We start from the raw sequence: 25,925 nt of genomic DNA, 5'->3' as shown, positions 1-25,925 counted from the left end.
CGGCGGCTCGACGAATGGACGGCTAGCTTCCCGAGGTACTCGTGCTCCAGCCTGGCACTTGCGAATAGATCACGACGTTACCGTCGTCCTGAACGTAAGTGACTGCCCCCGGATTCCCGCTGGTACCGGAATACCAGAGCGGTGCCCCCGCCGAACTGTAGACGACCAGGTTGCCGTCCGTTTGCATCGTCGCATACGCACCCGGGTGATTGTAAGTATGCGAACTCCACTGCGGAACGCCCTGGCGAAGCAGCACCAGATTCCCGTCACCCTGCATGACGAGCACGTTTGCACCGTTGCCCGAAGTCAGGCTCTGGCCATTGGTCAGGGTGACGCCGCCCTTCCAGACGGCGGGGCCGCTCGAGGAATTCGCCAGGCCCGTCGCGGAAGTCCCCGTGGCAAATACCGGTACCGACAGCCGGTAGATCACCATGTTGCCGTCGTCCTGCACGGCAAGACTCTGGCCATACGACGTGCTGCTGGTCGACGAGTACCACAACGGAGCGCCGCTCGCGCTGTACACCACGAAGTTGCCGTCGGTCTGGAACACGGCATAGGCGCCGGTGTTTCCGTTGGTCCCCGAGTTCCATACCGCGGCACCGTTGGTCGTGTTGTACAGCACGAGGTTGCCGTCATCCTGCATGACCAGGCGATGGCTTTGGGACGCCGAGTACACGATTTGTGCCGGCTTGAGCGTCGTCCCTTCACTGACGGTGCCGCCGTAGATCGGCGCCGTCGGCACGCATATCGACGAATGCAGCACGCTGACGTTCGGCGTGCCCCAGCCGGTCACGAAGTCCCATCCCGAAGCCGCGCTGTATGCGCCGTTCGACCCGTTCGTGATATCGCGAAAGATCGATGGAGTCGTGGCTTCCGCGCCGTACAGCGTAGGCGCCGCGAACCCGAGCTTGATCGCGCAAGCACCGGACAGCATGCGCGCCCAGGTTGCGGAAAACAGCGGCGCCGACAGGCTCGTCCCGCCCACTATCTCGAGTTGTCCGCCCACGACGACCAGTTCGCCGCTGTTCGGATCGGCGTCGAATGCGACGTCCGGCATGCCCCGAAAAGCGCGGCCCTTGAGCGCCGGAACGTTCGCCTGCCACGACGGAATCGGCTCGATGCCACTGATGCCGCCGCCGCTGGAGTCCCAGGCCGTCTCACCAGCGTAGCTGCCGTTCCCGTTCGTATAAAGCGTCGTGCCGCCCACGGCGACGACATAGGGGGACGTAGCCGGGTATTGCACCGACGTGCCGGTGCAGCCGTATGCAACGCTGCCTGAATCCCCGGAACTGATCGCGAAAGTTTGTCCCTGCGCAACGGCGAGCTCGAATAGCGTATCGATGGCGGCCGTCGGCGCCCAGTTCTCGCAGCCACCGATCGACATGTTCACAACGCGGGCGGTGTTGTCGGTCACGGCCCGATTGATCGCGAGCGCCATATCGCTCCACGCGAAGGATGGCGCGACATAGAAACTGAGCTGCTTGATGCCGCCGGACATCCCGACGATGGTCTGGCTATCGAGCGACCATTCGAGGTTCGCGCTGGTGTCGGCGCTTGGCAACCCGGCGTTGATTACTGAAACGGGTACGGCGGGCAGTTGGTGGTTGCGTTCGAAGGTGGCCAGGTCGATGACGGGCTGGGTCAGGTCGCCTTCTGCAATGATGCCCACCGTGACGTTGCCGGCCGTCGGAGCGCTGCCCACGGAATAGATACCGGGAAAGTCCGTCGGACTATGCGCTACCGTCACGGCTGCGGTCGTCGGCGATGCATTCTGTTGCGGCGCCGCTGCCGAAAGGGTGGCGCGAACGAAATACGGATGGAGGCGGGTCGCCGTATCCAGCCCCAGTACCGATTGCACTACCCCGCCGATCGCGTCGGGCATCGTCTCCGGGGCGGTGTTGATATGTGCACGGCTGCCGTCCGTCATCGCGACCGGCACCAGCGTCGTCTGGAACACGCCGGATATCACACCGGCCGGCGCATCGGCTTCGACGATCATGTTGTTGCCGGCGACGTTGATGTTCGTGAAGCCCTTACTTTGCAGATAGGCCTTCACCGTGGCGACCTGGCCGGCAGTAGGCGTGTATCGCGCGGCGATTTGCGCGGAGGTCAGCACGGCGCCGAAGCTGGCGCTGCCGGGCGTTCGCGCGTCCTGCACGAAGCGATGCAACGCGGTTTCGTCGTTCAGCTTGAGTACCAGGGCAACATGAACCGGCGCCGTCGCGCTCATCGGCGTCGCACTTACCACGTTGCCCGTGGCACGCAATGCCGACAGTTTGCCGGTCTGCGCCGCGGTACTGGTAGTGGCGGCCGTCGGACTATCGTCCCCGCCGCAACCTGCAAGCGCGAGCACCATGAGTGCCGCGCTCATTCCCCTGGCAATGTGCTGCGTTTTCATTGGATTGGTATGGACCGTAGATCTCGTATTTGGCTTTTCACCTCGTTCTTTTACGGCAATCGCACGGTTACCTTGAGGAAAACATAGGAAGGAATCGACCGGTAGTCAAATGAATAGGGCCGGAGGATGCGAGTGGACGAGAACGGGCTGTTCCGTGCCCGGATGGGAACGATGACGCCGCAACCAAGTGCCCAGAATCAAAAAAAGCGCCCCAAGGGCGCCTTTTGACCGGCGTGACCGATACACGCACTCGGCAGTGATTCTCACTCGTTCGACGCTGCCCGCACGTCCGGCACACTCTGCAGCACGGGGGTAGCCGTCGACTGGTACTCCGGCACCCAGCGTCGCAGATCACGCCGGACCTCGTCGTCACTCAGCACACGATTCTGCATCAGCCACGGCAGCAATTCGTCGAGCAAGTGATCCGGCACCTCCCGCGCGCGCGCGATCCGCAGTTTCGGATGCGGCGTACGCGTCGTCGTCTCGTCATCCGCGAGCAGTTCCTCGTAGAGCTTTTCGCCAGGTCGCAGCCCCGTAAACTCGATCCGGATCTGTCCCTCCGAAAAGCCGTACAGACGAATCAGGTCGCGCGCGAGATCGACGATCTTGACGGGCTCGCCCATGTCGAGAATGAAGATCTCGCCACCGTGGCCCATACTCGACGCCTGCAGCACGAGCTGCGACGCTTCGGGGATCGTCATGAAGAAGCGCGTGATTTCGGGATGCGTGACGGTCACCGGGCCGCCCTTCGCGATCTGCTGCTGGAACTTCGGAATCACGCTGCCCGCGCTGCCGAGAACGTTGCCGAACCGAACAGTCTCGAACTGCGTGCCGCCGCTCGTCTGCAGCAACGCCTGGCACGCCATCTCGGCGAGACGCTTGCTCGCGCCCATGACGTTGGTCGGGTTGACGGCCTTGTCGGTCGAGATCAGCACGAAATGGCGGACGCCGTGCCGGATTGCCGCGCGCGCGACACGATACGTGCCGAGCACGTTGTTGCGCAGCGCCTGCCACGCATTGTGCTCCTCCATCAGCGGCACGTGTTTGTACGCGGCTGCATGGAACACGATGTGCGGCGCATAGCGCGACATCACCTGGTCGAGCAGCAGCGAGTCCTTCGCGTCGCCGATGATCGGCACGACGGGCTGGTCGGGGAAGCGTTCCCGCAACTCCTCCGTGAGCCGATACATCGCGTATTCGGACAGATCGAAAGCGACGAGTTGCGCAGGCGCAAAACGAAGGATCTGGCGGCACAGCTCGGAGCCGATCGAACCGCCCGCGCCCGTCACCATTACGACGCGTCCGCGCAGCAGCGCTTCGACGTGCGGCGTGTCGATCGTCACCGCATCGCGGCCGAGCAAGTCCTCGAGGTCGATATTGCGCACCTGCGACAGGAACCCCTGCCCCGGCATCAGTGCGGTCAGCGACGGCAGCACCATCGCCTTCACGCCGGCGCGCACGCATAGCGTCGCGACGCGACGCTGCGTTTCGACGGACGCCGACGGAATCGCGATGATCGCGTATTCGACCTTCATCGCGTCGGTCCAGTGCTTCAGGTCATTGAACGAACCGAGCACCTTGTAGCCGTAGATCTCGCGCCCATGCTTGGTGACATCGTCATCAAGCAAGCCGACGAGGCGCCATTCGCCCGAACGCGACAACTCGCGCGCCAGGCTCGCACCAGCCGTGCCGGCGCCAAGAACCAGCACGGGCTTGCCCTGTCCGACGAGGCCGCCGTACAGGTAGAACTCCTTCGTCGCCCGGTAGAGCGCACGGGCACCGCCCATCAGCAGGAACAGCATCAGCGGCGATACGAGGAGCACCGAGCGCGGAATGATCGGCGACGGCTGGAACATCACCGCCCCGATCATCACGATCACGCCGCCGCCAGCAACCGCCTTCGAGATTCGCATCAGGTCGGGAAGGCTGGCGAACACCCACAGGCCACGATACAGGCCGAACACGTGGAACATCAGCGCGTAGACCGGCAGCGTCCAGACGAGCGCGGTCACCGCGCCGCCCAGGAAATCAGGCGGAACGCTACCGTTGAAACGAACGAGATAAGCGAACAACCACGAGGCGACAACCGCCGTCAGGTCGAATAGGAAAGCACTCAGCGACAGCCACGATGCTTTGGATCGCAACATCGGCAGGAAACCTCAAGAGTTGTTTTCGGCGGCCGACTGAAACCGGCGCCAACGCATGTCGATCACCAACCCGATACATGCAAGGACGCCATACCATGCGAAAAACAACAGCCACTGCTGCTGTTCAGGGCGGCCCTTTGCCCACACGGCGACGATTATGCCTGCGAGCATGATGAGGTACCAATAAAGAGCAGTCCGGCGGTGACCTACGCCCGCGCGGACCATCCTTTGATAATAATGCTCCCGATGCGCCTGCCAGAACTTTTCTCCGCGTAACAGACGTCTCAAAAGTGTTACAGATGCATCGGCAATAAAGGGCGCGAAGACGAGCGCAGGAAACCAGATCGGCCAGGCCTCGGCACGCCATCCCCAGTAGCCGAGCGCGCCGGCCAGGAATCCGAGCGGAATCGAGCCTGCATCGCCGAGAAACAGGCGGGCCGGATGGAAGTTGAGCAACAGGAAACCGAGCGCCGCGCCAGCGACGGCCGCAGCGGCCACGGTGAGATCCGATGACGGTTTCACACCGCTCAGCGCCGCGACCGCGTAGGCACCGAAGCCAAACAGCGCCATACCGCCCGCAAGGCCGTCGGCGCCGTCCATGAAGTTGTACAGGTTCGTCAACCAGACCATCACGAAGCCGACACCGACGAGCAGCCACCATGGCGCATCGGCCGGATAGACGACGATCAGCGCAGCCACTGCCGCAAGGTGAGCCGAGAACCGCACACGAGCCGGCAGCCCCCGTCGGTCGTCGATTTGCGACATCGCCGCCAGCCCCGCCGCCGCCGCGGCAATCAGCCACAACGCCGGCGCAAGCGCCAGCAGTGCGACAACGCAGACCGGCACGATACCCCATCCGCCAACGCGCGGCGTCGGCCGCGTATGAAGCGAACGATCGTTCGGAATATCGGTGGCAAGGCGCCATGCGAGGCCGGTCGCAAGCAGCATGCGCAGGATGGCCGTCGACGCGACGGCGGTGACCAGCGCCACCACGACCGCGGAAGGCCATGTGGAGATCGGGAGATACATGTCGACTATTGTTGTGTATCGCGCGAACGATACCATGCGGCGGTCGCTTCGAGACCCTGGCGGGTCGTATAGGGCGGATGCCAGCCGAGCACGCGCGCGATCCGGCCGGTATCGAGTTGCAGGCTGCCGGTCAGGCGGTCGATGGCCGCGCTGCGGCCCGTCAGCTTACCGAGCCCACGCAGCATCACCGGTGGCACTGCGATCAACCGCGCCGGCTTGCCAAGCGCGTCGCCGACGACACGCAGCAGGCCCGCGACCGACGGCGCGTCGTCGTCGGCAACATGAAAGATTTCGCCGGCCGCACGCGGGTCGATCGCGCAACGCAGCAGCGCATCCGCGAAGTTTTCGACATAGACGATGCTGCGACGAGCCGAAACGGCGCCGAGCGGCAACGGTATCCCGCGCGCGACCGCATCCATCATCCGCAGGAAGTTGGCGCGAACGGCCGGGCCATAAACGAGCGGGGGACGAACGACGACGACGTCGAGCCCTGCTGACGCGCCGAACTGCGCGAGTTGTCGCTCTGCACGCAGTTTCGATCGGCCATACGCATCCTGCGGATCGGGTTCGACGACTTCCGACAGCGGCACACCGCCGTCGCCCTCGCCGACCGCCTTGATGCTGCTCGCGAACACGATGCGGCGTACGCCATGATTACGCGCCGCCTGAGCGAGACGCAAGGTACCGACGACGTTGGTGGCGTCGAACGCAGCGTCGGGATCGGGCGACTCGTCGCGCATCACGTGCACACGGGCGGCGAGATGGATCACGCAATCGGCGGCAAGATTGGCCGGCCACGCCTCATCAAGACCGTCGAAATCGGCGGTGCCGTGTACCCATTCGCGCACGCCGCCGATGCAGCCGCCCGATCGCCGTACCAGTGCGGTAACCGTGTAGCCGGCCTGTAGCGCGCGGCGGCACAGTGCGCGGCCGACGAAACCGTTCGCACCGGTGACGACGAGATGTGTCATTGCGCCCTCCGGCCTTGTTGGCTGACGCCTCGACGAAGCATTGTGAACCCGCCTGTCGCGCAATCCGACGGCGCGAGCCGATGCACATTGGAACAACGCGGGGGAACGGAACGGGAAGCTGACACAGGCACGTCGGGATCTCGAAGACGGAAAGCATGTCGCTCGCCGACACCGTTATCGATCGGTGCCGCGCGACCGGCATCTGGCGATGCATCAAAGCATATGCTGCCGGATGCAACCCTATGGAAAGACACGGCGATGTTCGGGTTCCGAATCGGATGAAAGCGTCGCGCGGCGCGGATCGCCCCGTTGATGGACAGCGACTTCGCCACGACGCAATCCCGAACGAAGGCCACTGGCGACGCATGCCGATGATGCCGCATCGATGCGCGAACATTGTAACCTTGCCGGTCGGCAGCAACCAAGCCGTACGCCCCGGCCCCGCGGCCACTGGCACCATGAGGGCCGGACCGGCCATCGCTCAGGCCAGCAACGCACCCACCCTGTCGACCAGAGGGGCGAGCATCCGTTCCCACCCGTGCTCATGCTCGACGAAGGCTCGCGCTCGTGCCGTCATCTCGACCGTCTCGGCCTCGTCGGCGACGAGCTGCTCGATGCGATCAACGAATTCCTCCGGCGTATCCGCAATCAGCAGATCCCGGCCGCTTTCCGCACCGAGACCCTCGTGGCCCAGCGACGTAGTGACCACGGGCAGCCCGAGCGCCATGTACTCGAGAATCTTGTTCTGCACACCTGCGCCGATGCGCATCGGACACACGCCGATTGCGCCGTCGGATGCCGCTTGCGCGACCGACTCGACGCGGCCGGTCACATCGACGCCGTCATAAGCGCGAAATCGTTCCGCGAGTGCGGGCGCGATGGACCCGACGATCCGGAAGCGATAATCGGCACGCTTGCGCAGCAACGGCAGCACGGCCTCCGCGAAATAGTGGCACATGTCCTGGTTCTGGAGCGTGCGCATGTCGCCGATGAAAATCAGGATCCGGCTCGCCATGCCGCGTGGCGTGTACGGGAGGCCAGACAGATCCACGCCGTTCGAGCACACCATCACCTTCTTGCCCGACTCGCCCGGAAACAGGTAGTCGCGATCGGTCCGCGAAACCAGCACCGACAGGTCGAAATCGTCGACGATCGCACGCTCGTAGTCGAGCAGGCGCTTCGCCTCGATGCCGAACACACGCGACTTCAGTCCGCGTGCACGCTTCAGCTGCTTCACCCGTCTGTAGTTGAGCGAGATCGCATCGGTCATTTCCAGGATGCGTGGCTTGTCCGACTTGCGGACATACTCGGCGCAGCGCACGAGATGCACGAAGGCGCCGTCGTGCGACGGCAGCAGTCGCGCCACCGCCGCCGCAAACGCGCGACTTCGGTAGTACGCCACCTGCAGCGGCGTGCGCGTGGGCAACGCGAGCAGCGTATTCACGTACGATCGCCGGCGCGACAGAAAGACCCGTTCGACGCGGTCGAATACGCCATCGTCCGGCAGCGCGGCGTGCATCTCCTCGTCGGTCTCGCACATGCTCAGCAGCGTCAGCGAGTATCGGCGGGACAGCACACGGCAAAGATGGTAGATCCGCAGCTTGTCGCCACCGATCACCGGATACGGAAACCGCGGCGTCAGCACCAGCAGCTTCTTCTTGTCCTCGTTCATGGTAGACGCGCCCAGAAATCCTGAATCAACGGACGCACGGCCGACTCCGAGAAGGTACGTGCGCGGGCGACGCCATCGCCGATCGCGACGTCGAATCGCGCGCCGTCGTTCCATACCTTGCGAATCTGCTCCGCCATGTCTTCCACGGAAAAGGGATCGAACTGCAGGCCGCAGTCGCCGACCACCTCGGGCATCGACGTCGTATTGCTGCACGTGACAGGGGTACCCGACGCCATCGCCTCCAGCAGCGGAATGCCGAACCCTTCGAACAGCGAAGCAAAGATGAACGCGCGTGCGTGCCGGTACTGCTCGCGCAGTTCGTCCCGGGAAACATAGCCGAGCAGTTCGACCGCACCCGCGAGCCCGTGCGCTGCCGCCCGTCCGAGAAAATGCGCATGATGTTCGGACTTGATCCCGGCGATCCTGAGCGTCGCGTCATTGCCGAGGGCCGGGCGCGCGATTGCGAACGCCTGCAGGAGCCGATCCACGTTCTTGCTCGGCACCTCGCCCGCGACCGTGAAAAGGTACGGTCGGCGCGCAGCCGGACTCACCGGCGCGTCGAACCAGTCGTCTGAAATCATGCACGGAATGACGTGCACGTCAGACTCGCTCAGCCCGAACGTCTCGACCAACTCCCGCTGCGTAAACCGCGAGATGGTCAGCACGACGTCGGCTCGCCGCGCCAGCCGCGGCACGACATGCCGACGGTATACGCGCCCGGCGGTCTGGTACAGCGACCGCGCCGGCGGCAATACGCTCCACGGCTGCATGTAGATCAGATCGTAAATGACCGCGATCAATGGCGTGTTGCCCGTGGAGCGCAGCGGCCCGGTGTTGTACGGGCACAGCAGATAGTCCGGCTTCTGCTCGCGGCACAACCGTGGCAACTCGACCTGTTCCCACCACGGGAAGAAACCGCGCCCTTTGCTGACGCATGGCCATTCGTCGGTGCTCACCCCGCTTGGCGCAAAGCCCAGCACCGACTCGCCGATCGGTGCCACCAGTTGGCGGGCGAAGCGCCCCATGCCGCGGTAGTTGCCCACCATCCAGGTGATGTCCACCCCCAACTTCACGCGGTGCTCCTTGACGCAAAATCTTCCGCGCGCGATGAGGGTGTCTCGGCGTAGCGCTGCCGATGATCGACGGCTTCACCACAGACACCAGCCGCGCGAGTGTTGTCGTTCCGCGAGCCAGTTTTCACAGGTAAACCGAGCCGCGGCGATACGTCGCCGCACCCCTTACGTTCGACGTGCTGCAAATGCTCACGCGCCGAACCATACGCACTACGCCGGGCCAGCGCGATCGTGCCGAAACCAACCTTCACCCCCGCCCCCCGTCAAACATCCAGCGCAGCGTGGTTTCCAGGGGAATATCCTCGAGCGGCCCGACAACGGTCTGCAGGCGCGAGCCGTCGCCCTGCAATCGGCGCACTTCGTTCGCACGTACGAAGGCCGGATTGACGCGCACCTCGATCGTATAGCCGGCGATCTGCTCCATCGTCGCGATCACCGCCTTCAGCGACACCGCCCGCCCGGAGCAGACGTTGAACACACCGCCGGCGGGCGCGAGTTGCAGCAGGCGCCGATACGCATCTGCCACACGACGTACATCCGAAAAATCACGCTCGACATCGATATTTCCAAGCTCGATCACGCGCTCGCCGCGCTGAAAATGACCGACGATCTTCGGGAGCAGGAACTGCGATGATTGGCCAACGCCCGTGTAGTTGAACGGACGCGCGACGATGATCGGCAGCTTGTCGTGCCACAGGCGCGCCATGTATTCCATCGCCAGCTTGCTGACCGCGTAATCGTTCGCCGGATTCGGTTCGACCGATTCGTCGATGATCTCGACCGCCGCGTTGCCATAGATGTTGGCGCTGCTGGTCAGCAGAACCGCATCCGGACGCTTCTCCTGAGTCGCGAGCGCCTCCAGCAGGTTACGTGTGCCGACTACATTCGTGCGATAGATCGCGTCGGCATCGCCATGCGCAACGAACGCGATCGCAGCGAGATGCGCGACCACGTCCGGCTGCACGTCAGCAACGACTCTCGCCAGTTCGGCACGGTCGCACAAATCCACCCGATACGTGTCGACGCCGGTCGCCTCAGCACCGTGCGCCGTACCGAACACGCGGTAGCCTGCGCCCCTCAGCGACTGCGCCAGATAGTCGCCGGTAAATCCGCCGAGCCCCGTGATGAGCGCGCGCGGCGCGTCAGAACGAAAAGCCGCGCTCATTGCGTCGCAAATCCGCTTCAACCATCATCGCGCACAGCTGCTCGAGCGTCGTCTTCGGCTCCCAGCCAAGCTTCTGCTTCGCCTTCTCCGGATTACCGATCAGCAGGTCGACCTCGGCCGGACGATGGAACTTTGGATTCACGCGAACCACCGTCTTGCCGGTTGCAACATCGACAGCGATCTCGTTCGCGTCGCTGCCTTTGAACTCGAGATCGACACCGGTCGCCTTGAACGCCATGCGGACGAAGTCACGCACGGTCTCGGTGCGGTTCGTGGCCAGCACAAAGGTATCCGGCTCGTCGGCCTGCAGCATGCGCCACATGCCTTCGACATATTCCTTCGCAAAGCCCCAGTCGCGTTTCGCATCCATGTTGCCCAGTTCGAGCACGTCGAGCTGGCCGAGCTTGATCTTGGCGACGGAGTCGGTGATCTTGCGCGTGACGAATTCGCGACCGCGCAGCGGCGATTCGTGATTGAAGAGGATCCCGCTACAGCCGAAGATATCGTAGCTCTCGCGGTAGTTCACCGTGATCCAGTGCGCATACAGCTTCGCCACGCCATACGGGCTGCGCGGATAAAACGGCGTCGATTCGATCTGCGGAATCGCCTGTACCTTGCCGAACATTTCGGACGTGCTTGCCTGATAGAAGCGGATCTTCGGGTTGACGATGCGGATCGCCTCGAGCAGGTTCAGCGGACCAATGCCCGTGATCTCCGCGGTCGTGACCGGCTGGTCAAAGGACACACCGACAAAGCTCTGTGCCGCCAGGTTGTAGATTTCCGTCGCGCCGGTCGTCTGCAGCAGACGGATGCTGGCCGAGAGATCGGTCAGGTCGTACTCGACCAGATGCAGGTTCGGATGCTTGGCGATGCCCAGTTCTTCGATACGCCAGAAATTTACCGAACTAGTGCGACGATAGGTGCCGTAGACCGTATAGCCCTTGTCGAGCAGAAGCTCCGCAAGATAGGCGCCGTCTTGACCGGTGATGCCGGTGATGATGGAAATTTTCTTAGACATAATAGACCTGCTTTAGGAACACGCTTCGCTGCGCGTGAGAATTTTTGCCAAATGTTGGGCACTCTGCGCCCAAGTCAGGAAAGGCATGTCGCGAGACGAAGGCGCCTGCTGCACCGCTCGAAGCTCGAGCCATGCCTTGATCTCTGTCGCCAGATTGCCCCCTTCCTGCGTGGAAAAGTAAAACGCATGCTCGCCCGCCACTTCACGAAACACGGGCAGATCACGAGCAATGAGTGACAGTCCATGCTGGGCGGCTTCAATCAGCGGCAAACCAAAACCTTCACCATAGGATGCCGCAATCAGGCACGAACTTGCACCGTAGATTTTCTCCAGATAGCCATCCGAGACGCTTTCCAGCCAGAACAGGTGGCGCCCCTGCTCGGCGTGCGTCCGCAACCTCGAGACCAAATCCTCGACCATCCAACCCTGCCGCCCCACGATCACGAGGTTGACGTCCTGATTCTCGCGCCACAACTGCTCGAATGCATCCAGGACGTCAACATGGCCCTTGCGCGGCTCAAGCGTACCGACCATTAGAAACGTCGGCGCGCTACGCAGGTGTTGCAGTACTTTATCGCCTTCGCGAGGAATCTCCGATGAAGTCGCGAAATTCTCGATATCCGCACCCAGATGGAACCAGTCTATTTCAAACAAGCGCGGCCGCTGCGGGGCATGCGCATCAAGCCATGTCGACAGATCCGTCGCCACCGCCTTTGAAATACACAATGCGCCGTCATTTTCCGCAACAACATCAAGCCAGCCCGTAAAACCGTCAGCGGCACCCGGAACGAAGTACTGCGGAAGCAGCACACACAAAAGATCGTAGACGACAAACTTGACCTGAACACCCTGCAATCGCAGACACTGATAAAACTCTCGCTGTGCGGGTACGACCTGCGGCTGCAGATCCAGGCCGATGAATATGTCTCCTGACGCGTAGTCGATCGGCTCGTCATGCAGCCAGCCATCCTCGAACCCCATCAGCCGCATCGTAAAATCGCGCGCATAGCGATAAGAGTCCGTAGTCGTCGCGTAAACCGGCTCAACCCGGAAGCCGTCCGGCGGAGAATCCAGCCATTCCTTCAACAGGTTGCGGACCACACGCTGAATCCCGCTTCTTGCGTCTACCCGAACGAGTTCCGAAATGTCAACCAGCAATTGCCGCTTATTGTTGCGCGGTACAAAATTTCTTGCGACAGTCAGCGCCCACGCGCGCAATTGATCGTCACTCGCCTTGCCGGCCCGACGCGCGATTGCGCGGGACAGCACGACAGGATTCGCGCCGGCCCGAATATAGAACCGCTCGATGGCATCGCGATACTGTTCAGCGCAAACGTCGGGCGCATGCTTCTTCTCGATGATATCCCGCGCGCGCGCGCCCATCCGTTGCCGGCGCGCGGCATCCGAACGCAACGTCTGCAGCGCCTCGACCAGTTGCTCATCGGAAAAGTCGTCAGGCAGCATCCACACCGCGTCCCGATCCAGATCAGCCATGCTTCCGTTCGCGTTGACGATCGTCGCCTTGCCGAAATTCATGCAGTCCAGCACCGTTCCCGACGTCTCGCCGCGTGACAGCGTCCGCAGTTGGACGCCAACATCGGCCGCCGCCAGATACTGCCGGAACGTTTGCGCATCGGCCCAGCCGGTAATGCGGATACCGGCCTTCTCGCCCATTTGCCGAATAGTGCGCACGAGTTCCTCGCCATATTCGGTCGGCTGATTTTCTCCGACGAAGACCAGATGACAAGCGGGATCCCGCGCGAGAGACGACTTGCCCCATGCATTCAGCAGGCGATGGTTCAGCTTGGACGGCCCCAGTCCGCCAAAAGCGCACACCACAAAGTCGCTCTTGTCGAGCCCCAGCACATCCCGAGCGCCGCCACTGCTCGACGCCGTAGTCGCATCACGCATGTGAGGAATCACGGTCCAGTCGGTGATATCCCCGCCATACCAGTGCCGCGCCAGTCGCAGCGAATTAGGTGAATGAACAATCAGGCCTAGGCCCTTCTGAATCACGCCAAGACTGCATGGATATTCCCAGATGACATCCGCGATGTCCTCTTTCTGATGGCGGGCCCTCAGGCCAACATACCCGTGCGCGTCATACAGCGCCCTAGACCAGCCGTCAGGACGATTCCCGTGAATGGCCATGTGCGCGAGAATCCCCGACAGAAAGAAATCGTGCAGCACGACCACGCCCGGTACGGCCTCCAGCAACGGAAACATGTACTGGTGAAATGACGAATTTCCGAAATGATAGAGCACCCGATCGTAGGAATCCGCATGCTTGCGCAACCAGGCCGGCGTTTTCACCGAAACGTGCACGGACTGCCCAGCCAGCACGCCTCCCTCTACATCCGGATCGACAATGACGTCAATATCGTAAAAGCGCGCCAGTTCCGGCAGCAATTCCGCGCTATAGTCGGCAATCCCCGTGCGGGCCGGTGGCAACGGCGATACGTAAGCCAGCTTGGGGCGGCGTGACTGGACATCCGGCTCGCGCCGCTCGATCAGCTTCGCCTCCAACCGTCGCTCCATTGCGTCGAGTGCGCAACGCCCGCTCTGATCCCATGAAAACTTCTCGGCCTGACGCTTTCCGTGTTGGATCAGCGTCTGACGATAATCCTCGTCCGACAAGCCGCGCTGCATGTAACGTGCAATCGCTTCATCGGATTTGGGATCAAACAACGCTTCGTCCCATCCAATCACTTCGGGGACGCTCGACGTATTTGCACCGATGACGGGTGCTCCGCAGCGCATTGCCTCCAGCACCGGCAAGCCGAATCCTTCGTGCCACGAAGGAAAGACAAACAAGCGGCACAGGTTGTAAAGCGCTAGCAGGTCCTCGTCCGGCACGAACCCCGTACACACGACATCGTCCGCACCCAGTCCGACCTGCCGGGCCAGGCGCATCAGCGCATCACGGCTGGCCGGCTGGATTGAGCAAACAATCGCCAACTGATGCGACTCGCGCAACGCGGGCGGCAACAACGCGAACGCGCGAATCATGCCCTCGACGTTCTTGCGATGGTCAATACCGCCTGTATACAGCACGAACGGCTTAGATAACCCGTACCTATTTCGCAAGGCCGCTTCCTGCTCGGAAGGAATCTGTTCCGGCCTGAACCACGCGTCGACATCGGCTGACATGTTGACGGACCATTCGGGGGAGAGACCGAGATGCTCGATACCCTCCGCGCGCGACGATTCGGATATCGCCAGCCAGAGGTCGGCGCGTCGAAGATGTTCGATTTTCTCCAGATACCAATCCTTGAAAACCGGATTCTCCAGATAGGGCTTGGCATAGATGTACGGAATCAGGTCGTACAGCGTGACCGCGACAGGAACGTCCTTCTGAAGTGCGTGAATGCTGGCAATCGAATCGTCGCCGAAACCCTCGAAGTAGCTGGCGATATAAATGAAATCCGGCCGAAGGCTGAGCAGGAATGCTTCATAAGTCAGTTCACCTGATTGGCGACGCCACAGGTTCGCCTTATCGACGTAGGCGACCGGCCCCGCTGCATACCAGACTTGGATGTTGCGCGGCAAAATGAATGCCTCGAACTGCTCACGCAAAATTCGCGCAGATTCCACAAACGACCCGTTCAGCGCAAGAACGATCTCATGCTCACCGCGATTGCGAATCATCGCCTTGACGATCGACTCTGTGTAACGCCCTACGCCGCGGTTGCGCGAGTTGAGGCTTTGCGCCCCTTGCATGTCAACAACGATTCGCATTATTCAGCATTCCCAATATCGTGCACGAGGGCGGACTTCAATGCCGTGAACGCTTCGCGCGCGCGGGGTGTCAAACCATCATCGTCGACCGGCTTCCTGTGCACCGGCTGAGCAGATGCACCAACGATGATTCGAACGAGTCGCTGCTTCACGCCTGGCATCCTGCTCAATATTCGAACGGCAAGTCGTCGCAGTTGCGGATTGCGATTGGCAAATGCAACGCCGCGGAACAGCGCGCGTCGCATGCCGGATTTGCATGCCCCCTTCACTTCGCGGGCATGCGTTACAGCGCTGCGCATCGGAGCAGTAATGCGCCACGACGTGCTCGCATAGACCGCCTGCAGCGTTTCAGCCGTGTGTTGCGCTTCGTCATGAACACGCCCCAGCTCATCCAGGACCATCCCCTGCTCACCATGGACTGCCCCGATCGCGTCCTGGACTTGCCCGAGATCACCCCGGACGTATCCCAGCTCGCCGCGTACTCGCCCAAGCTCGTCGAGGACTTGCCCCAGTTCGCTGCGGGCACGCCTCAATTCGTCGAGGACCACCCCCAGTTCACCACGGACCTGCCCCATTTCGCCACGCACCTGTCCAATCTCGTCGTCAGTCTTCCGGACCTGCTCGGCCGATCGCTCGTGCTCCCGCGCCACCCGTTGCTCGAACCGGTCGGCCAGATCGGCCAGTGCGAGACCGTAATTGGCATTGAACGCATCGTCGAATGATGCCGCCTCTTCTTCGCCACAGGATTTCTGCGCGACGATCGCATAGTCGGGGCTGACGCCACCCAACACGTCGAGCAGATGAATCCGTGCGCCTTCGTCCCGCAACGCAGGGGCTTCCTGCAGCCTCAGCCGCTTGACCCGCGCAAATCCGGTGTATTCACCGACGAAGCTCAGCAACTCGGGAGGAATCGGCTGCTTGTGACTCGGGTCCAAATAGAAATTACAGCCTGCAACAACAATATTTTCCGGGTTCGGCGTCTCGAGAATCAGAAGGCCACCCGGTTTCAATACACGCAATGCTTCGCTGACGATGCGGCGCACCTGCTCGAAGGATACGTGCTCGACGACGTGAAAAGCCGAGACGAGCACGTGGCTGTCCGAATCAAGCGAAGCCAGATACTCGATTGCGTCACCCTGAAATACCGGCAAGCTGCGTTCGCGGCATGCTTCCAACATATCGGCATCAAGGTCCACCCCGACCGGGGTAAAACCTACCTCGGTCATAAGCTCTAGCCATTCACCGCGACCGCACCCCAGGTCGAAGACTTTTCCACCCGGGTAGAGCGTCGCAAGCGGCGTGATGAACGGCAGATATTTCGCCAATCGGCCTTTGATCAGTTCCCTCGAACCGCGATGCTGATCTTCAAACGCGCGATAAAAACTGTCCACTACGGCAAGCTCCTCACGGTCGTCGGTAGCCATGCCACACCAACGAAAGTTTCCATCTTCTTGTTGACAACGTTGAATACCAAAGCGCGATCACGCCACTGGTAGTTGTTCACGACATGGGCGTCGCCCGTGTGCAGCGCCACAGCGACCGAGTAACTTCCCACTCCAATGTTTGCAGTGAATTCAAAGTGCAACTCGACAGACTGGCCCGCATCGAGATCGACCAGCACCTGCTTAAGGTGATAAGTATTCGTTCCAAACACAGTCTGACCAAGACGATCCTTGATCATGTATCCGACCACCAGTTCGGGGATCGCCTGGACGCAGCGAACCTTGACGCGCAGCGCGACCGGCTGCCCGACACCAGCGACCTCGATGGGTTGCCCCGACTCGTCCAGCAGATCGACTGCATCGATCACGGCCTCGCCCGTTCCGGACACGGTCTGCACGGCGCCGCTCTCCAGCGTTTCCTGCCGGATTCCGTGATCCTTGCGATCGGCCAGCATCGCGTTGTAGTAGTCCATGACCGCCTCGGGCGGCCCTTCCATCTCCAGCCGCCCCGCATTCAGCAGGATCGCGTGATCGCAGATCGCCTGGATAGCGGCCTTGTCGTGCGCGACGATCAGAAGCGTCGTGCCTTGCGTGCGAAACTCGCGGATACGATCGAAGCTCTTGTGCTGGAAATACGCGTCGCCGACCGACAATGCCTCGTCGACGATGAGCACATCAGGCCGACGGGCCGTCGCAACGCTGAACGCAAGACGCACCTGCATGCCGCTCGAATACACCCGTACCGGTTGGTCGATGTATTCGCCGATTTCGGCGAATGCCTCGATTTCGGGCATCAGCGCCAACAGCTCATCAACCGAATAACCGAGCAGTTGCCCGGCCATCATCACGTTCTGGCGACCGGTGAAGTCCGGATGAAACCCCATCCCGAGTTCCAGCAGCGCAGCGACGCGCCCGGTCATCGTCACGCTGCCGGCAGTCGGCTGCGTGGTCCCGACGATCATCTTCAGCAACGTGCTCTTGCCCGCGCCGTTGATGCCGATGATGCCCAGCGCTTCGCCAGCGCGCACCGTGAAATTCACATCCTGCAGCACCCAGTGCAGCGTGTGATGCTGCTTGCGGCGCGGATCCATCCACTCGACCAGACGTGACCAGCGCGTCGGGTACTGCTTGTAGGCCTTGCCCAGATTGCTAACGGTAATGGTGCCCATCAGAGTTCATCCACCATTTCGCCCGCGTGCCTGCGGAACAGACTGAAACCGAGAAGACACCAGCCGACGCCCAGTGCCGTTACGAACCAGAGTTGCGACCAGTCCGGCCACCGGCCCTGCATCATCACGACCTGGAACGCCTGGATCAGCGATGCCATCGGATTGAACTGCATACCTGCCTGGATCGGCTTGGGTAGGATTTCGATGGAATAGACGATCGGTGTCAGCCAGAACCAGAAATTCAGCACAATGTTGAAGAACTGCCCGACATCTCGGAAAAACACGTTGAGCACGCCAAGCGTAATCCCGAGACCGATCGCAAACAGCGTCAGCAGCATCAGCAACGGAATGACGGCGAGGAACGCGATACCCGGGAAGTTGCCGGTCAGCAGCAGGAACGCAACGAACAACCCGAACACGATCGCGAAGTTGACCATCGAGTTGGCGACCACGATCACCGGCAGACAGAGCCGTGGAAAACTAAGCTTCTTGATCAGGTTCGCGTTTTCGATAAACGAGTTCTGCGCGCGACTGACGACCTCCACGAACATCCCCCACGGCAACATACCCGCGCACAGATGAATGCTGTATGCGAAGCTGTTGTCGACGCCGGGCAACCTCGTATGCATGACACGCGAGAAGATCACCGTATAGACGACGATCATCGCGAGCGGATTGAGGACGGTCCATGCCGCGCCCAGCAGGGAGTTCCGGTACTTGGACTGGAACTCCCGCTTGACGCTTCCCAGAATGAAGCCGCGATACGCCCAAAGGGCTCTCAGCATTCCCAGCATCAAGCCCGCCCGTATACATCTTGGAAACGAACGATGTCGTCTTCCCCGAGGTACTCGCCGCTCTGCACCTCGATCATCACGAGGTCCAGCACGCCCGGATTCTCGAGACGATGCTTGTGGCCGGCCGGGATGTAGGTGGATTCATTGGTCCGGACGAAGATTTCCTGATCTCCGTTGACGACTTTGGCCATCCCGCACACGACGATCCAGTGTTCGCTGCGGTGATGATGCATCTGCAGGCTCAGGCTCGCGCCCGGCTTGACTTCGATGCGCTTGATCTTGAACCGCGGCCCTTCTTCCAGCACCGTGTAGGTGCCCCACGGACGGCTGACGGTGCGATGCAGCTTGTAAGCATCGTGATTGCGTTTCTTCAGGCGAGCGACAACCTGCTTCACGTCCTGAGCACGATCGGGATGCGCGACGAGCAACGCATCCGGCGTATCGATGATCATCAGATCGGCCACGCCGACCGATGCGACCACGCGATCCTGGGTCTGCACGTACATGTTGCGGCTGTCGACGAAGATCGCGTCGCCGACAGCACGGTTGCTGTCCTGGTCAGGCGCGACCAGATCGCGCACCGCCCCCCACGAGCCGATGTCGCTCCAGCCGAAGCTGGACGGCACCACTGCCACGTTCGACGAGCGCTCCATCACCGCATAGTCGATCGAGATATCCGGCATCTTCTGGAACGATTCGGCGGGGATCTCGAGCATCTGCGTCGACGCATTGCCGCTTTGCAGCGCTGCCCAGCACGCGTCAGCGGCCGTCGCGACATCCGGAGCATGACGGACCATCTCGTCGAGAATCACGCCAGCCTTGAAGCAGAACATGCCCGAGTTCCACAGGTAGTTGCCCGCCGCGAGATATTCAGCGGCCTTCACCGCATCCGGCTTCTCGACGAAGCGCAGCGCCGCCCGCCCGGCCCCGATTTTCTCGCCTGCCTCGATGTAGCCGAAACCGGTGTCCGGGCTCGTCGGCACGATACCGAACGTGACCAGCTTGCCTTGCTTCGCCAGTTCGGTCGCGCTCGCCACGGCGGAGGCGAAGCCTTGCTGGTCCTGCACCAGATGATCGGCCGCCAGTACCAGCATCAGCGCGTCGCGCCCGTACTTTTCCGCGACATGATGCGCCGCCATCGCCACGGCGGGCGCGGTATTGCGCCCCGCCGGTTCGAGCATGAACACACCTGGCCGCTGTTCGCCGAGCGCTGCGCTCGCGAACTCGTCCTTGCTCATGAAGTAGTAGTCGCGGTTGGTGACCGTCAACAGTTCCGCGCGCTGCGCGTCCTCATCGTTGCCGACAACCGCGGCCGCCCGACGATAGGTCTTCAGGAGCAGGCTCTCGCCATCGGCGAGCTTCATGAACGGCTTCGGGTGCCCTTCGCGGGAGACCGGCCAAAGTCGCGTGCCGGCACCACCGGACAGGATGACGGGGATTAACATCACATTCACTCCAGATTTAGTATCCGCTGGCGAAGTCAATGTCTTCGCCACTTACATCAATACACCGCCGGCGTGGTTGCCAGCCGGTCATGCCAGACCAGGCTGGACCAGAATTATAGCCGGCGAACTACTCCTCCCAGAAACGACTAGGCCCTGGAACGGCCGCCGGGGAAGGCTGAACACGTGTGCAACACACTCTTCCTGGCCAGCCTCCGTCTCGCTCAACGAAAAATTCGCGATACGGCGTCATGCACCGGATTCTGCCCCCGCTCGGAGCATGCAGTCGGTTCGCTGGACATCCGACGGACGCCCCGTGAAGGGACGGCGCGCGCTGTCGAACCGATCTTGCCGAACGAATACGCGCAGCGCGCCGCCCTCCCGGCCAACCGATTCATTCGGCCAAGCACAGGTGCAGTGCGTCACGCCAGTCCGGCATCCGCAGACCGAACGTCGCGGTCAGCTTGTCCAACACCAGCCGCGAATTGGCCGGCCGCTTCGCCGGTGTCGGGTAGTCGCTCGACGTGATCGAGATGACCGTCGGCGCCTGCGATGCCATCGCGGCCGCGAAGATCGCCTCGGCAAAGCCGTGCCACGAAGTCAAGCCGGCCGACGTGAGGTGGTACACGCCGGAACGACGCGCCCACCAGTTGGCATCGGTCGATACCGTACCCTGCGCGACGATGTGCGACGTCACGGCAGCGATGGTATTCGCCCAGGTCGGCGCACCGACCTGATCCGCAACGACACGCAATTCCGGCCGTTCTCTGCCGAGCTTCAACATCGTCAGCAGGAAGTTCTTGCCGCGCCGCCCGTACACCCAGCTCGTCCTGAGAATCAAATGCGCACAGCCCGTCGCCGCGATTGCCTGCTCGCCTTCAAGCTTCGTCGCGCCGTATACGTTCACGGGATTCGTCGCGTCGGTTTCCGTATACGCACCCGCCTTCGTGCCATCGAACACGTAATCGGTCGAATAATGAATCAGCGCACCACCGGTGCGCGCCATCTCCTCGGCAAGGATGCGGGGTACGTCTGCATTCAATCGCCGCGCCGCATCGACATCGGTCTCGGCCTTGTCCACCGCCGTATAGGCGGCCGGATTCACGATCAGCGACGGCTTCACGTCGCGTACAAATGCACGCACGCGGTCAAGATCGGTCAGATCCAGCATCGATCTGTCGCACGGCACCACACGGCCGAGCCCCTGCAGCGTACGCAGCAGTTCGAACCCGACCTGGCCGTTCACACCCGTCACGAGGATCGTCGGCTCGGGATTCATACCACCCTCACGCATAGACTTCTGCCTCACTCAGGCGCTTGCCTGCCGCATCCTTTGGCGCCAGAACCGGCTCGTCATCGATCGGCCACGCGATCCCGATCTCCGGATCGTTCCACGCGATGCTGCGTTCGTGCTCGGGAAACCAGTAGTCGGTCGTCTTGTACAGGAACTGCGCGGCCTCCGACAGCACGACGAAGCCGTGCGCAAAGCCGGGCGGAACCCACAGCTGCCGATGGTTGTCGGCCGACAGCATCACACCGACCCACTTGCCGAAATTCGGCGACCCGCGACGGATATCGACGGCGACGTCGAATACCGCGCCCTCAACCACGCGCACGAGCTTGCCCTGCGCATGCTGAATCTGGTAATGCAACCCGCGCAGCACGCCCTTCGCCGAGCGCGAATGGTTGTCCTGCACGAACACGATCCCCGGCTCCACCTGCTCGGCAAAATCGCTTGCCTTGAAGCTCTCGTAGAAATACCCGCGCGCATCGCCGAACACCTTGGGTTCGATGAGCTTGACCTCGGGCAGCGCCGTTGCCGTTACTTGGATAGCCATGCGACCTGGTGCGTAAGAAGGTTCCTGAGATACTGCCCGTAGGCGTTCTTCGATAGCGGCTGCGCCAGTTTCAGCACCTGCTCCGCGTCGATCCATTGCCGACGGTACGCAATCTCTTCGGGGCAGGCGACGACGAGCCCCTGACGCTTCTGCAGCGTCGCGATAAAGCTCGCCGCCTCGATCAGCGAATCGTGGGTGCCCGTGTCGAGCCATGCATAACCGCGCCCCATGATCTCGACGTTCAGCGCGCCGTCGGCGAGATACCGCGAGTTGACGTCGGTGATTTCCAGCTCGCCACGCGACGACGGCTTGATGTCGGCCGCGATCTCGCATACGCGGTTGTCGTAGAAATACAGGCCCGTGACCGCATAGTTCGAACGCGGCTTCGCGGGCTTTTCCTCGATCGACAGCGCACGGAACGACGCGTCGAACTCGACGACGCCGTAGCGCTCCGGATCCTGCACGTGATACGCGAACACGGTCGCGCCGCCTTCCTGCGCATAGGCGCGCTCGAGCTGTTTTGCCAGATCGTGACCGTAGAAGATGTTGTCGCCGAGGATCAGCGCCGACGGATCGTTGCCGACGAAATCCCGGCCGATGACGAACGCCTGCGCAAGGCCGTCCGGTGACGGCTGCACCGCATACTGGATATTCATCCCCCATTGGCTGCCGTCGCCGAGCATGGCTTCGAAGCGCGGCGTATCCTGCGGGGTCGAGATAATCAGAACGTCGCGGATTCCAGCGACCATCAGCGTCGACAGCGGATAGTAAATCATCGGCTTGTCGTACACCGGCAGGAGCTGCTTGGATACGACGTGCGTGATCGGATACAGCCGCGTGCCGGAACCACCGGCGAGAATGATGCCCTTACGTGCCATCGATCGACTCCTCAAGCGCGCTCTGCGTAGTTGGTTTCAACCCACTTGCGGTATTCACCCGAGGCCACCTCGTTGACCCACGCCTGATTGTCGAGATACCACGCAACCGTCTTCGCCAGACCGGTCTCGAACGTTTCGGCGGGCTTCCAGCCGAGTTCGCGCTCGAGCTTGCGCGCATCGATCGCATAACGACGATCATGACCGGGACGATCCGTCACGTAGGTAATCTGGTCGCGATACGAGCCGGCCTGTTTCGGCCGCAGCTCGTCGAGCAGGTCGCACAGCGTATGCACGACCTCAAGGTTCTTCTTCTCGTTCCACCCACCGACGTTGTACGTCTCGCCGGACACACCGCTCGCGAGCACTTCACGAATCGCGCTGCAGTGGTCGCCGACGTACAACCAGTCACGCACGTTCTGCCCGTCACCATAAATGGGCAGTGCCTTGCCAGCGAGCGCGTTGGCAATCATCAGCGGAATGAGCTTCTCGGGAAACTGGTACGGGCCGTAGTTGTTCGAGCAGTTCGTGGTCAGCGTCGGCAGGCCGTACGTATGATGATAGGCGCGCACGAGATGATCGGAGCCCGCCTTGGTCGCCGAATACGGACTGTTCGGGGCGTATGGCGTGGTTTCCGAGAACTGCGGATCGGTGGCCGACAACGAGCCGAACACTTCATCCGTCGATACGTGCAGGAAACGAAAGGCCGACTTGTCTGCGTCGTTCAGGCCGCTCCAGTATGTTCGTGCGGCTTCGAGCAGCGTGAACGTGCCCACCACATTGGTCTGAACAAAATCCGCGGGCCCGTGAATCGAGCGATCGACGTGGCTTTCAGCAGCGAAATGCAGGACAGCGCGAGGCTTGTGTTCTGCGAACAGCGTGTCGAGGGTGGTGCGGTCGCAAATGTCGGCGCGTACGAACACGTGTTTCGGGCTTCCGTCCAGCGACTGCAGCGTGCGAAGGTTGCCGGCGTAGGTCAGCTTATCGACATTGAGCACCGCCTCGTCGGAATGACGAAGCCAGTCGAGTACAAAATTTGCGCCGATAAAACCCGCGCCACCCGTCACCAGGATCATGAGGCTCCCTTTAGTCGTACGCGGCAGGCCTCGAGCACGAGCCGCCATCATTTCGAACTGCGACGACGTCCAGGTACGCGTCGCCCAAGGCGGGCATTCTAACTTCTCACCGTGACCGTCAAAGTCATGAAATGCTAATTTTGTCGAGGAAGCGGCAATTATAGGAAGCAAGCCGCTGCAAAAGCCATGGTGCTAACAACTTGAAACAGTGGTCAACAATCGGCAACACGGATGAAATCATGTTTTAAATCAATACATTAAACTAGCATGTTGTTATACCTGATCCCATTGCCGCAGCTGCGCCCTTTCCCATTCAGCATTCAGAACCTGTAACAATCGTCTCTCATGCCGCCTACTCCCATCGCCATCGGCGACATCCAAGGCTGTCATTCGGCTTTCCAGTCATTGTTCGAAAAGCTTTCGGTCCCTAATGACACCCCGCTGTGGGTCGCCGGCGACATCGTCAACCGCGGCCCGGCCTCCCTCGCGGCATTGCGCGCGCTGGTCGACCTCGGCCCGCGTGTAACTGCCGTCCTCGGCAATCACGACCTCCACCTGCTCGCGGTTGCAGCGGGCATCCGCACCGAACGCCCCGGCGACACGATCGGCGAGATCCTCGACGCACCCGACGCCGACGCGCTGCTCGACTGGGTGCGCCACCGTCCGTTCGCCCATTTCGAAGACGGCAAACTGCTCGTCCACGCGGGCGTACTGCCGCAATGGGACGTCACGCTCACCCTCGAACTCGCTGACGAACTGCAGCGCGCGCTATGCGCGCCCGACTGGCGTGAAACGCTGCAAAACCTGTACGGCAACGAGCCGAACCAATGGAACCCGAACCTGAAAAAACGCGACCGGATGCGCGTCGCGTTCAATGCGCTCACGCGCCTGCGCTTCTGCACGCCCGACGGCGCGATGGAGTTCAAGGCGAACGGCGGCCTCGACAGCGCGCCGCCCGGCTACCTGCCGTGGTTCGACGTGCCGGGCCGCCGCACCGAAGACGTGACGGTCGTGTTCGGCCACTGGGCCGCGCTCGGCCTGATGCTGCGCGAGAACGTCATCGCGCTGGATTCGGGGTGTGTGTGGGGAAATCAGTTGTCGGCCGTGCGACTGACGGCTGACCCGGCCCAGCGGACGGTCACGCAGGTGCAATGCGAAGCGTGCCGCACGCCCGGCGGCGACTGACACGCGCGGCGACGCGCGTGAACGAAACGACGCGTCAGCCTTCGCGCCCCGGCACCGGCTCCTCGGCCGCGGCATCGCCCGCCGCGCCGGCGCCGATTTCGGTTGCCGGATATGCATGCTTCTCGAGTTCCGCCAGCGACTCGGGCGACGGCTTGCCGACCTTCGCCTGCAGCGTCTCGAGCGCGGCCGCGATCGCATCGCGCGCGGCCGCGGACGTCGTGCGACGATCACCACCCGGCGGAATCGGCTCGCACACGTACAGGTGCGCGACGAGCGGGCCGCCGCGCAACACCATGTCGAGCGACATGCCGAGCGACAACTCGCCCGTATAGGCCGGCGCGACCGACTGCCGCCGCCGCGCGTCCTCGTACATCAGGCAGATCGGCTGCACCGCGCAGCCGGCCGACACCGCAGCCTGGAACAGGTTCGCATGAAACGGCAGCAGCGCCTGCCCGTCCGACGTCGTGCCCTCCGGAAACACGCACATCACGCCGCCGTTGCGCAACCGGTCGGCCATCTCGTGCATGACCCGCATCGCCTCGGTGCGCTTCTCGCGCTGCAGGAACACGGTGTCGAGCTTCTCGGCCAGCCAGCCGACCACCGGCCACTGCCGCACCTCGGCCTTCGACACGAACGGCGTCGGCCGCCACGCGTTGACTGTGTAGATGTCGAGCCACGACACGTGATTGCCGACGACGAGCGCGCCCGCGTCGAGACGCGCCCCATCGTTGTGGACGACGAGGCGCATCCCGCAGATCCGCAGCAGCTTGAGCGACCAGCGGCGCGTGAGCTCGAGGCGCCGCGCGGGGCTCACGTGCGAAAAGCGCAGCGCGACGATCGCCATGCCGCGCAGCAGGTGAAAGACGAGGCGCAGCTTGCGAAGAGCGGTCATG

At 62.2% G+C, this 25,925-nt stretch carries 19 protein-coding genes; 1 reads left to right on the top strand and 18 read right to left on the bottom strand.

Annotated elements, in window-relative coordinates:
• Positions 1-22 precede the first annotated feature (22 nt).
• The 17 genes from AC1Z3W_RS22695 to rfbB form a co-directional block, all read right to left on the bottom strand.
• Entirely contained in the window at positions 23-2,398 is a 2,376-nt protein-coding gene (locus AC1Z3W_RS22695; protein ID WP_175825398.1) for a protease pro-enzyme activation domain-containing protein, read from the bottom strand.
• 263 nt (positions 2,399-2,661) lie between these two features.
• Complete coding sequence (locus tag AC1Z3W_RS22690; protein ID WP_175827385.1) at positions 2,662-4,545, bottom strand: nucleoside-diphosphate sugar epimerase/dehydratase; 1,884 nt, start codon at positions 4,543-4,545, stop codon at positions 2,662-2,664.
• Positions 4,546-4,557: 12 nt separating this feature from the next.
• Positions 4,558-5,574, bottom strand: coding sequence for an MraY family glycosyltransferase (locus AC1Z3W_RS22685; protein WP_175827384.1), 1,017 nt, complete (start codon positions 5,572-5,574; stop codon positions 4,558-4,560).
• A gap of 5 nt (positions 5,575-5,579) precedes the next feature.
• Positions 5,580-6,545 carry a UDP-glucose 4-epimerase family protein gene (locus tag AC1Z3W_RS22680; protein WP_175827383.1) on the bottom strand — a complete coding sequence of 322 codons (966 nt, stop codon included), beginning with the start codon at positions 6,543-6,545 and terminating at the stop codon, positions 5,580-5,582.
• Between the two features lie 481 nt (positions 6,546-7,026).
• The gene (locus AC1Z3W_RS22675; RefSeq protein ID WP_483508499.1) at positions 7,027-8,217 is read right to left on the bottom strand and encodes a glycosyltransferase; all 1,191 of its coding nucleotides are present in this window, start codon (positions 8,215-8,217) and stop codon (positions 7,027-7,029) included.
• Entirely contained in the window at positions 8,214-9,278 is a 1,065-nt protein-coding gene (locus AC1Z3W_RS22670; RefSeq protein ID WP_483508498.1) for a glycosyltransferase family 4 protein, read from the bottom strand. The genes AC1Z3W_RS22675 and AC1Z3W_RS22670 overlap by 4 nt, the downstream gene beginning before the upstream one ends.
• Positions 9,279-9,537: 259 nt before the next feature.
• Complete coding sequence (locus AC1Z3W_RS22665; RefSeq protein WP_483508497.1) at positions 9,538-10,455, bottom strand: NAD-dependent epimerase/dehydratase family protein; 918 nt, start codon at positions 10,453-10,455, stop codon at positions 9,538-9,540.
• Positions 10,433-11,473 (bottom strand): GDP-mannose 4,6-dehydratase, encoded by a 1,041-nt coding sequence (gene gmd, locus AC1Z3W_RS22660; RefSeq protein ID WP_483508496.1) that lies wholly within the window; start codon positions 11,471-11,473, stop codon positions 10,433-10,435. The genes AC1Z3W_RS22665 and gmd overlap by 23 nt, the downstream gene beginning before the upstream one ends.
• Positions 11,474-11,485: 12 nt before the next feature.
• Positions 11,486-15,211, bottom strand: a complete 3,726-nt coding sequence (locus tag AC1Z3W_RS22655) for a glycosyltransferase (RefSeq protein WP_483508495.1) — start codon at positions 15,209-15,211, stop codon at positions 11,486-11,488.
• Positions 15,211-16,635: a class I SAM-dependent methyltransferase gene (locus tag AC1Z3W_RS22650; protein WP_483508493.1), complete on the bottom strand. Its 1,425-nt coding sequence runs from the start codon at positions 16,633-16,635 to the stop codon at positions 15,211-15,213. The genes AC1Z3W_RS22655 and AC1Z3W_RS22650 overlap by 1 nt, the downstream gene beginning before the upstream one ends.
• Positions 16,602-17,822, bottom strand: coding sequence for an ABC transporter ATP-binding protein (locus AC1Z3W_RS22645; RefSeq protein WP_483508492.1), 1,221 nt, complete (start codon positions 17,820-17,822; stop codon positions 16,602-16,604). The genes AC1Z3W_RS22650 and AC1Z3W_RS22645 overlap by 34 nt, the downstream gene beginning before the upstream one ends.
• Positions 17,822-18,616 (bottom strand): ABC transporter permease, encoded by a 795-nt coding sequence (locus AC1Z3W_RS22640; RefSeq protein ID WP_483508490.1) that lies wholly within the window; start codon positions 18,614-18,616, stop codon positions 17,822-17,824. The genes AC1Z3W_RS22645 and AC1Z3W_RS22640 overlap by 1 nt, the downstream gene beginning before the upstream one ends.
• A complete protein-coding gene (locus AC1Z3W_RS22635) occupies positions 18,616-20,061 on the bottom strand; it encodes a mannose-1-phosphate guanylyltransferase/mannose-6-phosphate isomerase (protein ID WP_483509579.1) in 1,446 nt (481 codons plus the stop codon). The genes AC1Z3W_RS22640 and AC1Z3W_RS22635 overlap by 1 nt, the downstream gene beginning before the upstream one ends.
• A gap of 391 nt (positions 20,062-20,452) precedes the next feature.
• A complete protein-coding gene (gene rfbD / locus AC1Z3W_RS22630) occupies positions 20,453-21,352 on the bottom strand; it encodes a dTDP-4-dehydrorhamnose reductase (RefSeq protein ID WP_483508488.1) in 900 nt (299 codons plus the stop codon).
• Entirely contained in the window at positions 21,345-21,896 is a 552-nt protein-coding gene (rfbC, locus tag AC1Z3W_RS22625; RefSeq protein WP_175827371.1) for a dTDP-4-dehydrorhamnose 3,5-epimerase, read from the bottom strand. Before rfbC ends, rfbD begins: the two co-directional genes overlap by 8 nt.
• Positions 21,881-22,774, bottom strand: coding sequence for a glucose-1-phosphate thymidylyltransferase RfbA (gene rfbA, locus AC1Z3W_RS22620; protein WP_483508487.1), 894 nt, complete (start codon positions 22,772-22,774; stop codon positions 21,881-21,883). The genes rfbC and rfbA overlap by 16 nt, the downstream gene beginning before the upstream one ends.
• Before the next feature lie 11 nt (positions 22,775-22,785).
• Positions 22,786-23,847 carry a dTDP-glucose 4,6-dehydratase gene (gene rfbB / locus AC1Z3W_RS22615; RefSeq protein ID WP_483509578.1) on the bottom strand — a complete coding sequence of 354 codons (1,062 nt, stop codon included), beginning with the start codon at positions 23,845-23,847 and terminating at the stop codon, positions 22,786-22,788.
• Between the two features lie 345 nt (positions 23,848-24,192).
• Between rfbB and AC1Z3W_RS22610 the strand changes: the two genes are divergently transcribed.
• Complete coding sequence (locus AC1Z3W_RS22610) at positions 24,193-25,032, top strand: symmetrical bis(5'-nucleosyl)-tetraphosphatase (RefSeq protein WP_175826959.1); 840 nt, start codon at positions 24,193-24,195, stop codon at positions 25,030-25,032.
• 34 nt (positions 25,033-25,066) lie between these two features.
• Here AC1Z3W_RS22610 and AC1Z3W_RS22605 read toward each other — a convergent pair whose 3' ends face one another.
• Entirely contained in the window at positions 25,067-25,924 is an 858-nt protein-coding gene (locus tag AC1Z3W_RS22605) for a lysophospholipid acyltransferase family protein (protein ID WP_057926125.1), read from the bottom strand.
• Position 25,925 lies beyond the last annotated feature (1 nt).

The sequence above is a fragment of the Burkholderia sp. 10_S31 genome (assembly GCF_056930375.1).
The sequence above is the reverse complement of the archived record's forward strand: the minus strand, read 5'-3'. Positions and strand labels throughout refer to the sequence as shown.

Bases quoted from the DNA above. Each gene is read 5' to 3' on its own strand.
- AC1Z3W_RS22695 (WP_175825398.1), bottom strand. From the start codon at position 2,398: ATGAAAACGCAGCACATTGCCAGGGGAATGAGCGCGGCACTCATGGTG.
- AC1Z3W_RS22690 (WP_175827385.1), bottom strand. From the start codon at position 4,545: ATGTTGCGATCCAAAGCATCGTGGCTGTCGCTGAGTGCTTTCCTATTC.
- AC1Z3W_RS22685 (WP_175827384.1), bottom strand. From the start codon at position 5,574: ATGTATCTCCCGATCTCCACATGGCCTTCCGCGGTCGTGGTGGCGCTG.
- AC1Z3W_RS22680 (WP_175827383.1), bottom strand. From the start codon at position 6,545: ATGACACATCTCGTCGTCACCGGTGCGAACGGTTTCGTCGGCCGCGCA.
- AC1Z3W_RS22675 (WP_483508499.1), bottom strand. From the start codon at position 8,217: ATGAACGAGGACAAGAAGAAGCTGCTGGTGCTGACGCCGCGGTTTCCG.
- AC1Z3W_RS22665 (WP_483508497.1), bottom strand. From the start codon at position 10,455: ATGAGCGCGGCTTTTCGTTCTGACGCGCCGCGCGCGCTCATCACGGGG.
- gmd (WP_483508496.1), bottom strand. From the start codon at position 11,473: ATGTCTAAGAAAATTTCCATCATCACCGGCATCACCGGTCAAGACGGC.
- AC1Z3W_RS22655 (WP_483508495.1), bottom strand. From the start codon at position 15,211: ATGCGAATCGTTGTTGACATGCAAGGGGCGCAAAGCCTCAACTCGCGC.
- AC1Z3W_RS22650 (WP_483508493.1), bottom strand. From the start codon at position 16,635: ATGGCTACCGACGACCGTGAGGAGCTTGCCGTAGTGGACAGTTTTTAT.
- AC1Z3W_RS22645 (WP_483508492.1), bottom strand. From the start codon at position 17,822: ATGGGCACCATTACCGTTAGCAATCTGGGCAAGGCCTACAAGCAGTAC.
- AC1Z3W_RS22640 (WP_483508490.1), bottom strand. From the start codon at position 18,616: ATGCTGGGAATGCTGAGAGCCCTTTGGGCGTATCGCGGCTTCATTCTG.
- AC1Z3W_RS22635 (WP_483509579.1), bottom strand. From the start codon at position 20,061: ATGTTAATCCCCGTCATCCTGTCCGGTGGTGCCGGCACGCGACTTTGG.
- rfbD (WP_483508488.1), bottom strand. From the start codon at position 21,352: ATGCGTGAGGGTGGTATGAATCCCGAGCCGACGATCCTCGTGACGGGT.
- rfbC (WP_175827371.1), bottom strand. From the start codon at position 21,896: ATGGCTATCCAAGTAACGGCAACGGCGCTGCCCGAGGTCAAGCTCATC.
- rfbA (WP_483508487.1), bottom strand. From the start codon at position 22,774: ATGGCACGTAAGGGCATCATTCTCGCCGGTGGTTCCGGCACGCGGCTG.
- rfbB (WP_483509578.1), bottom strand. From the start codon at position 23,847: ATGATCCTGGTGACGGGTGGCGCGGGTTTTATCGGCGCAAATTTTGTA.
- AC1Z3W_RS22610 (WP_175826959.1), top strand. From the start codon at position 24,193: ATGCCGCCTACTCCCATCGCCATCGGCGACATCCAAGGCTGTCATTCG.
- AC1Z3W_RS22605 (WP_057926125.1), bottom strand. From the start codon at position 25,924: ATGACCGCTCTTCGCAAGCTGCGCCTCGTCTTTCACCTGCTGCGCGGC.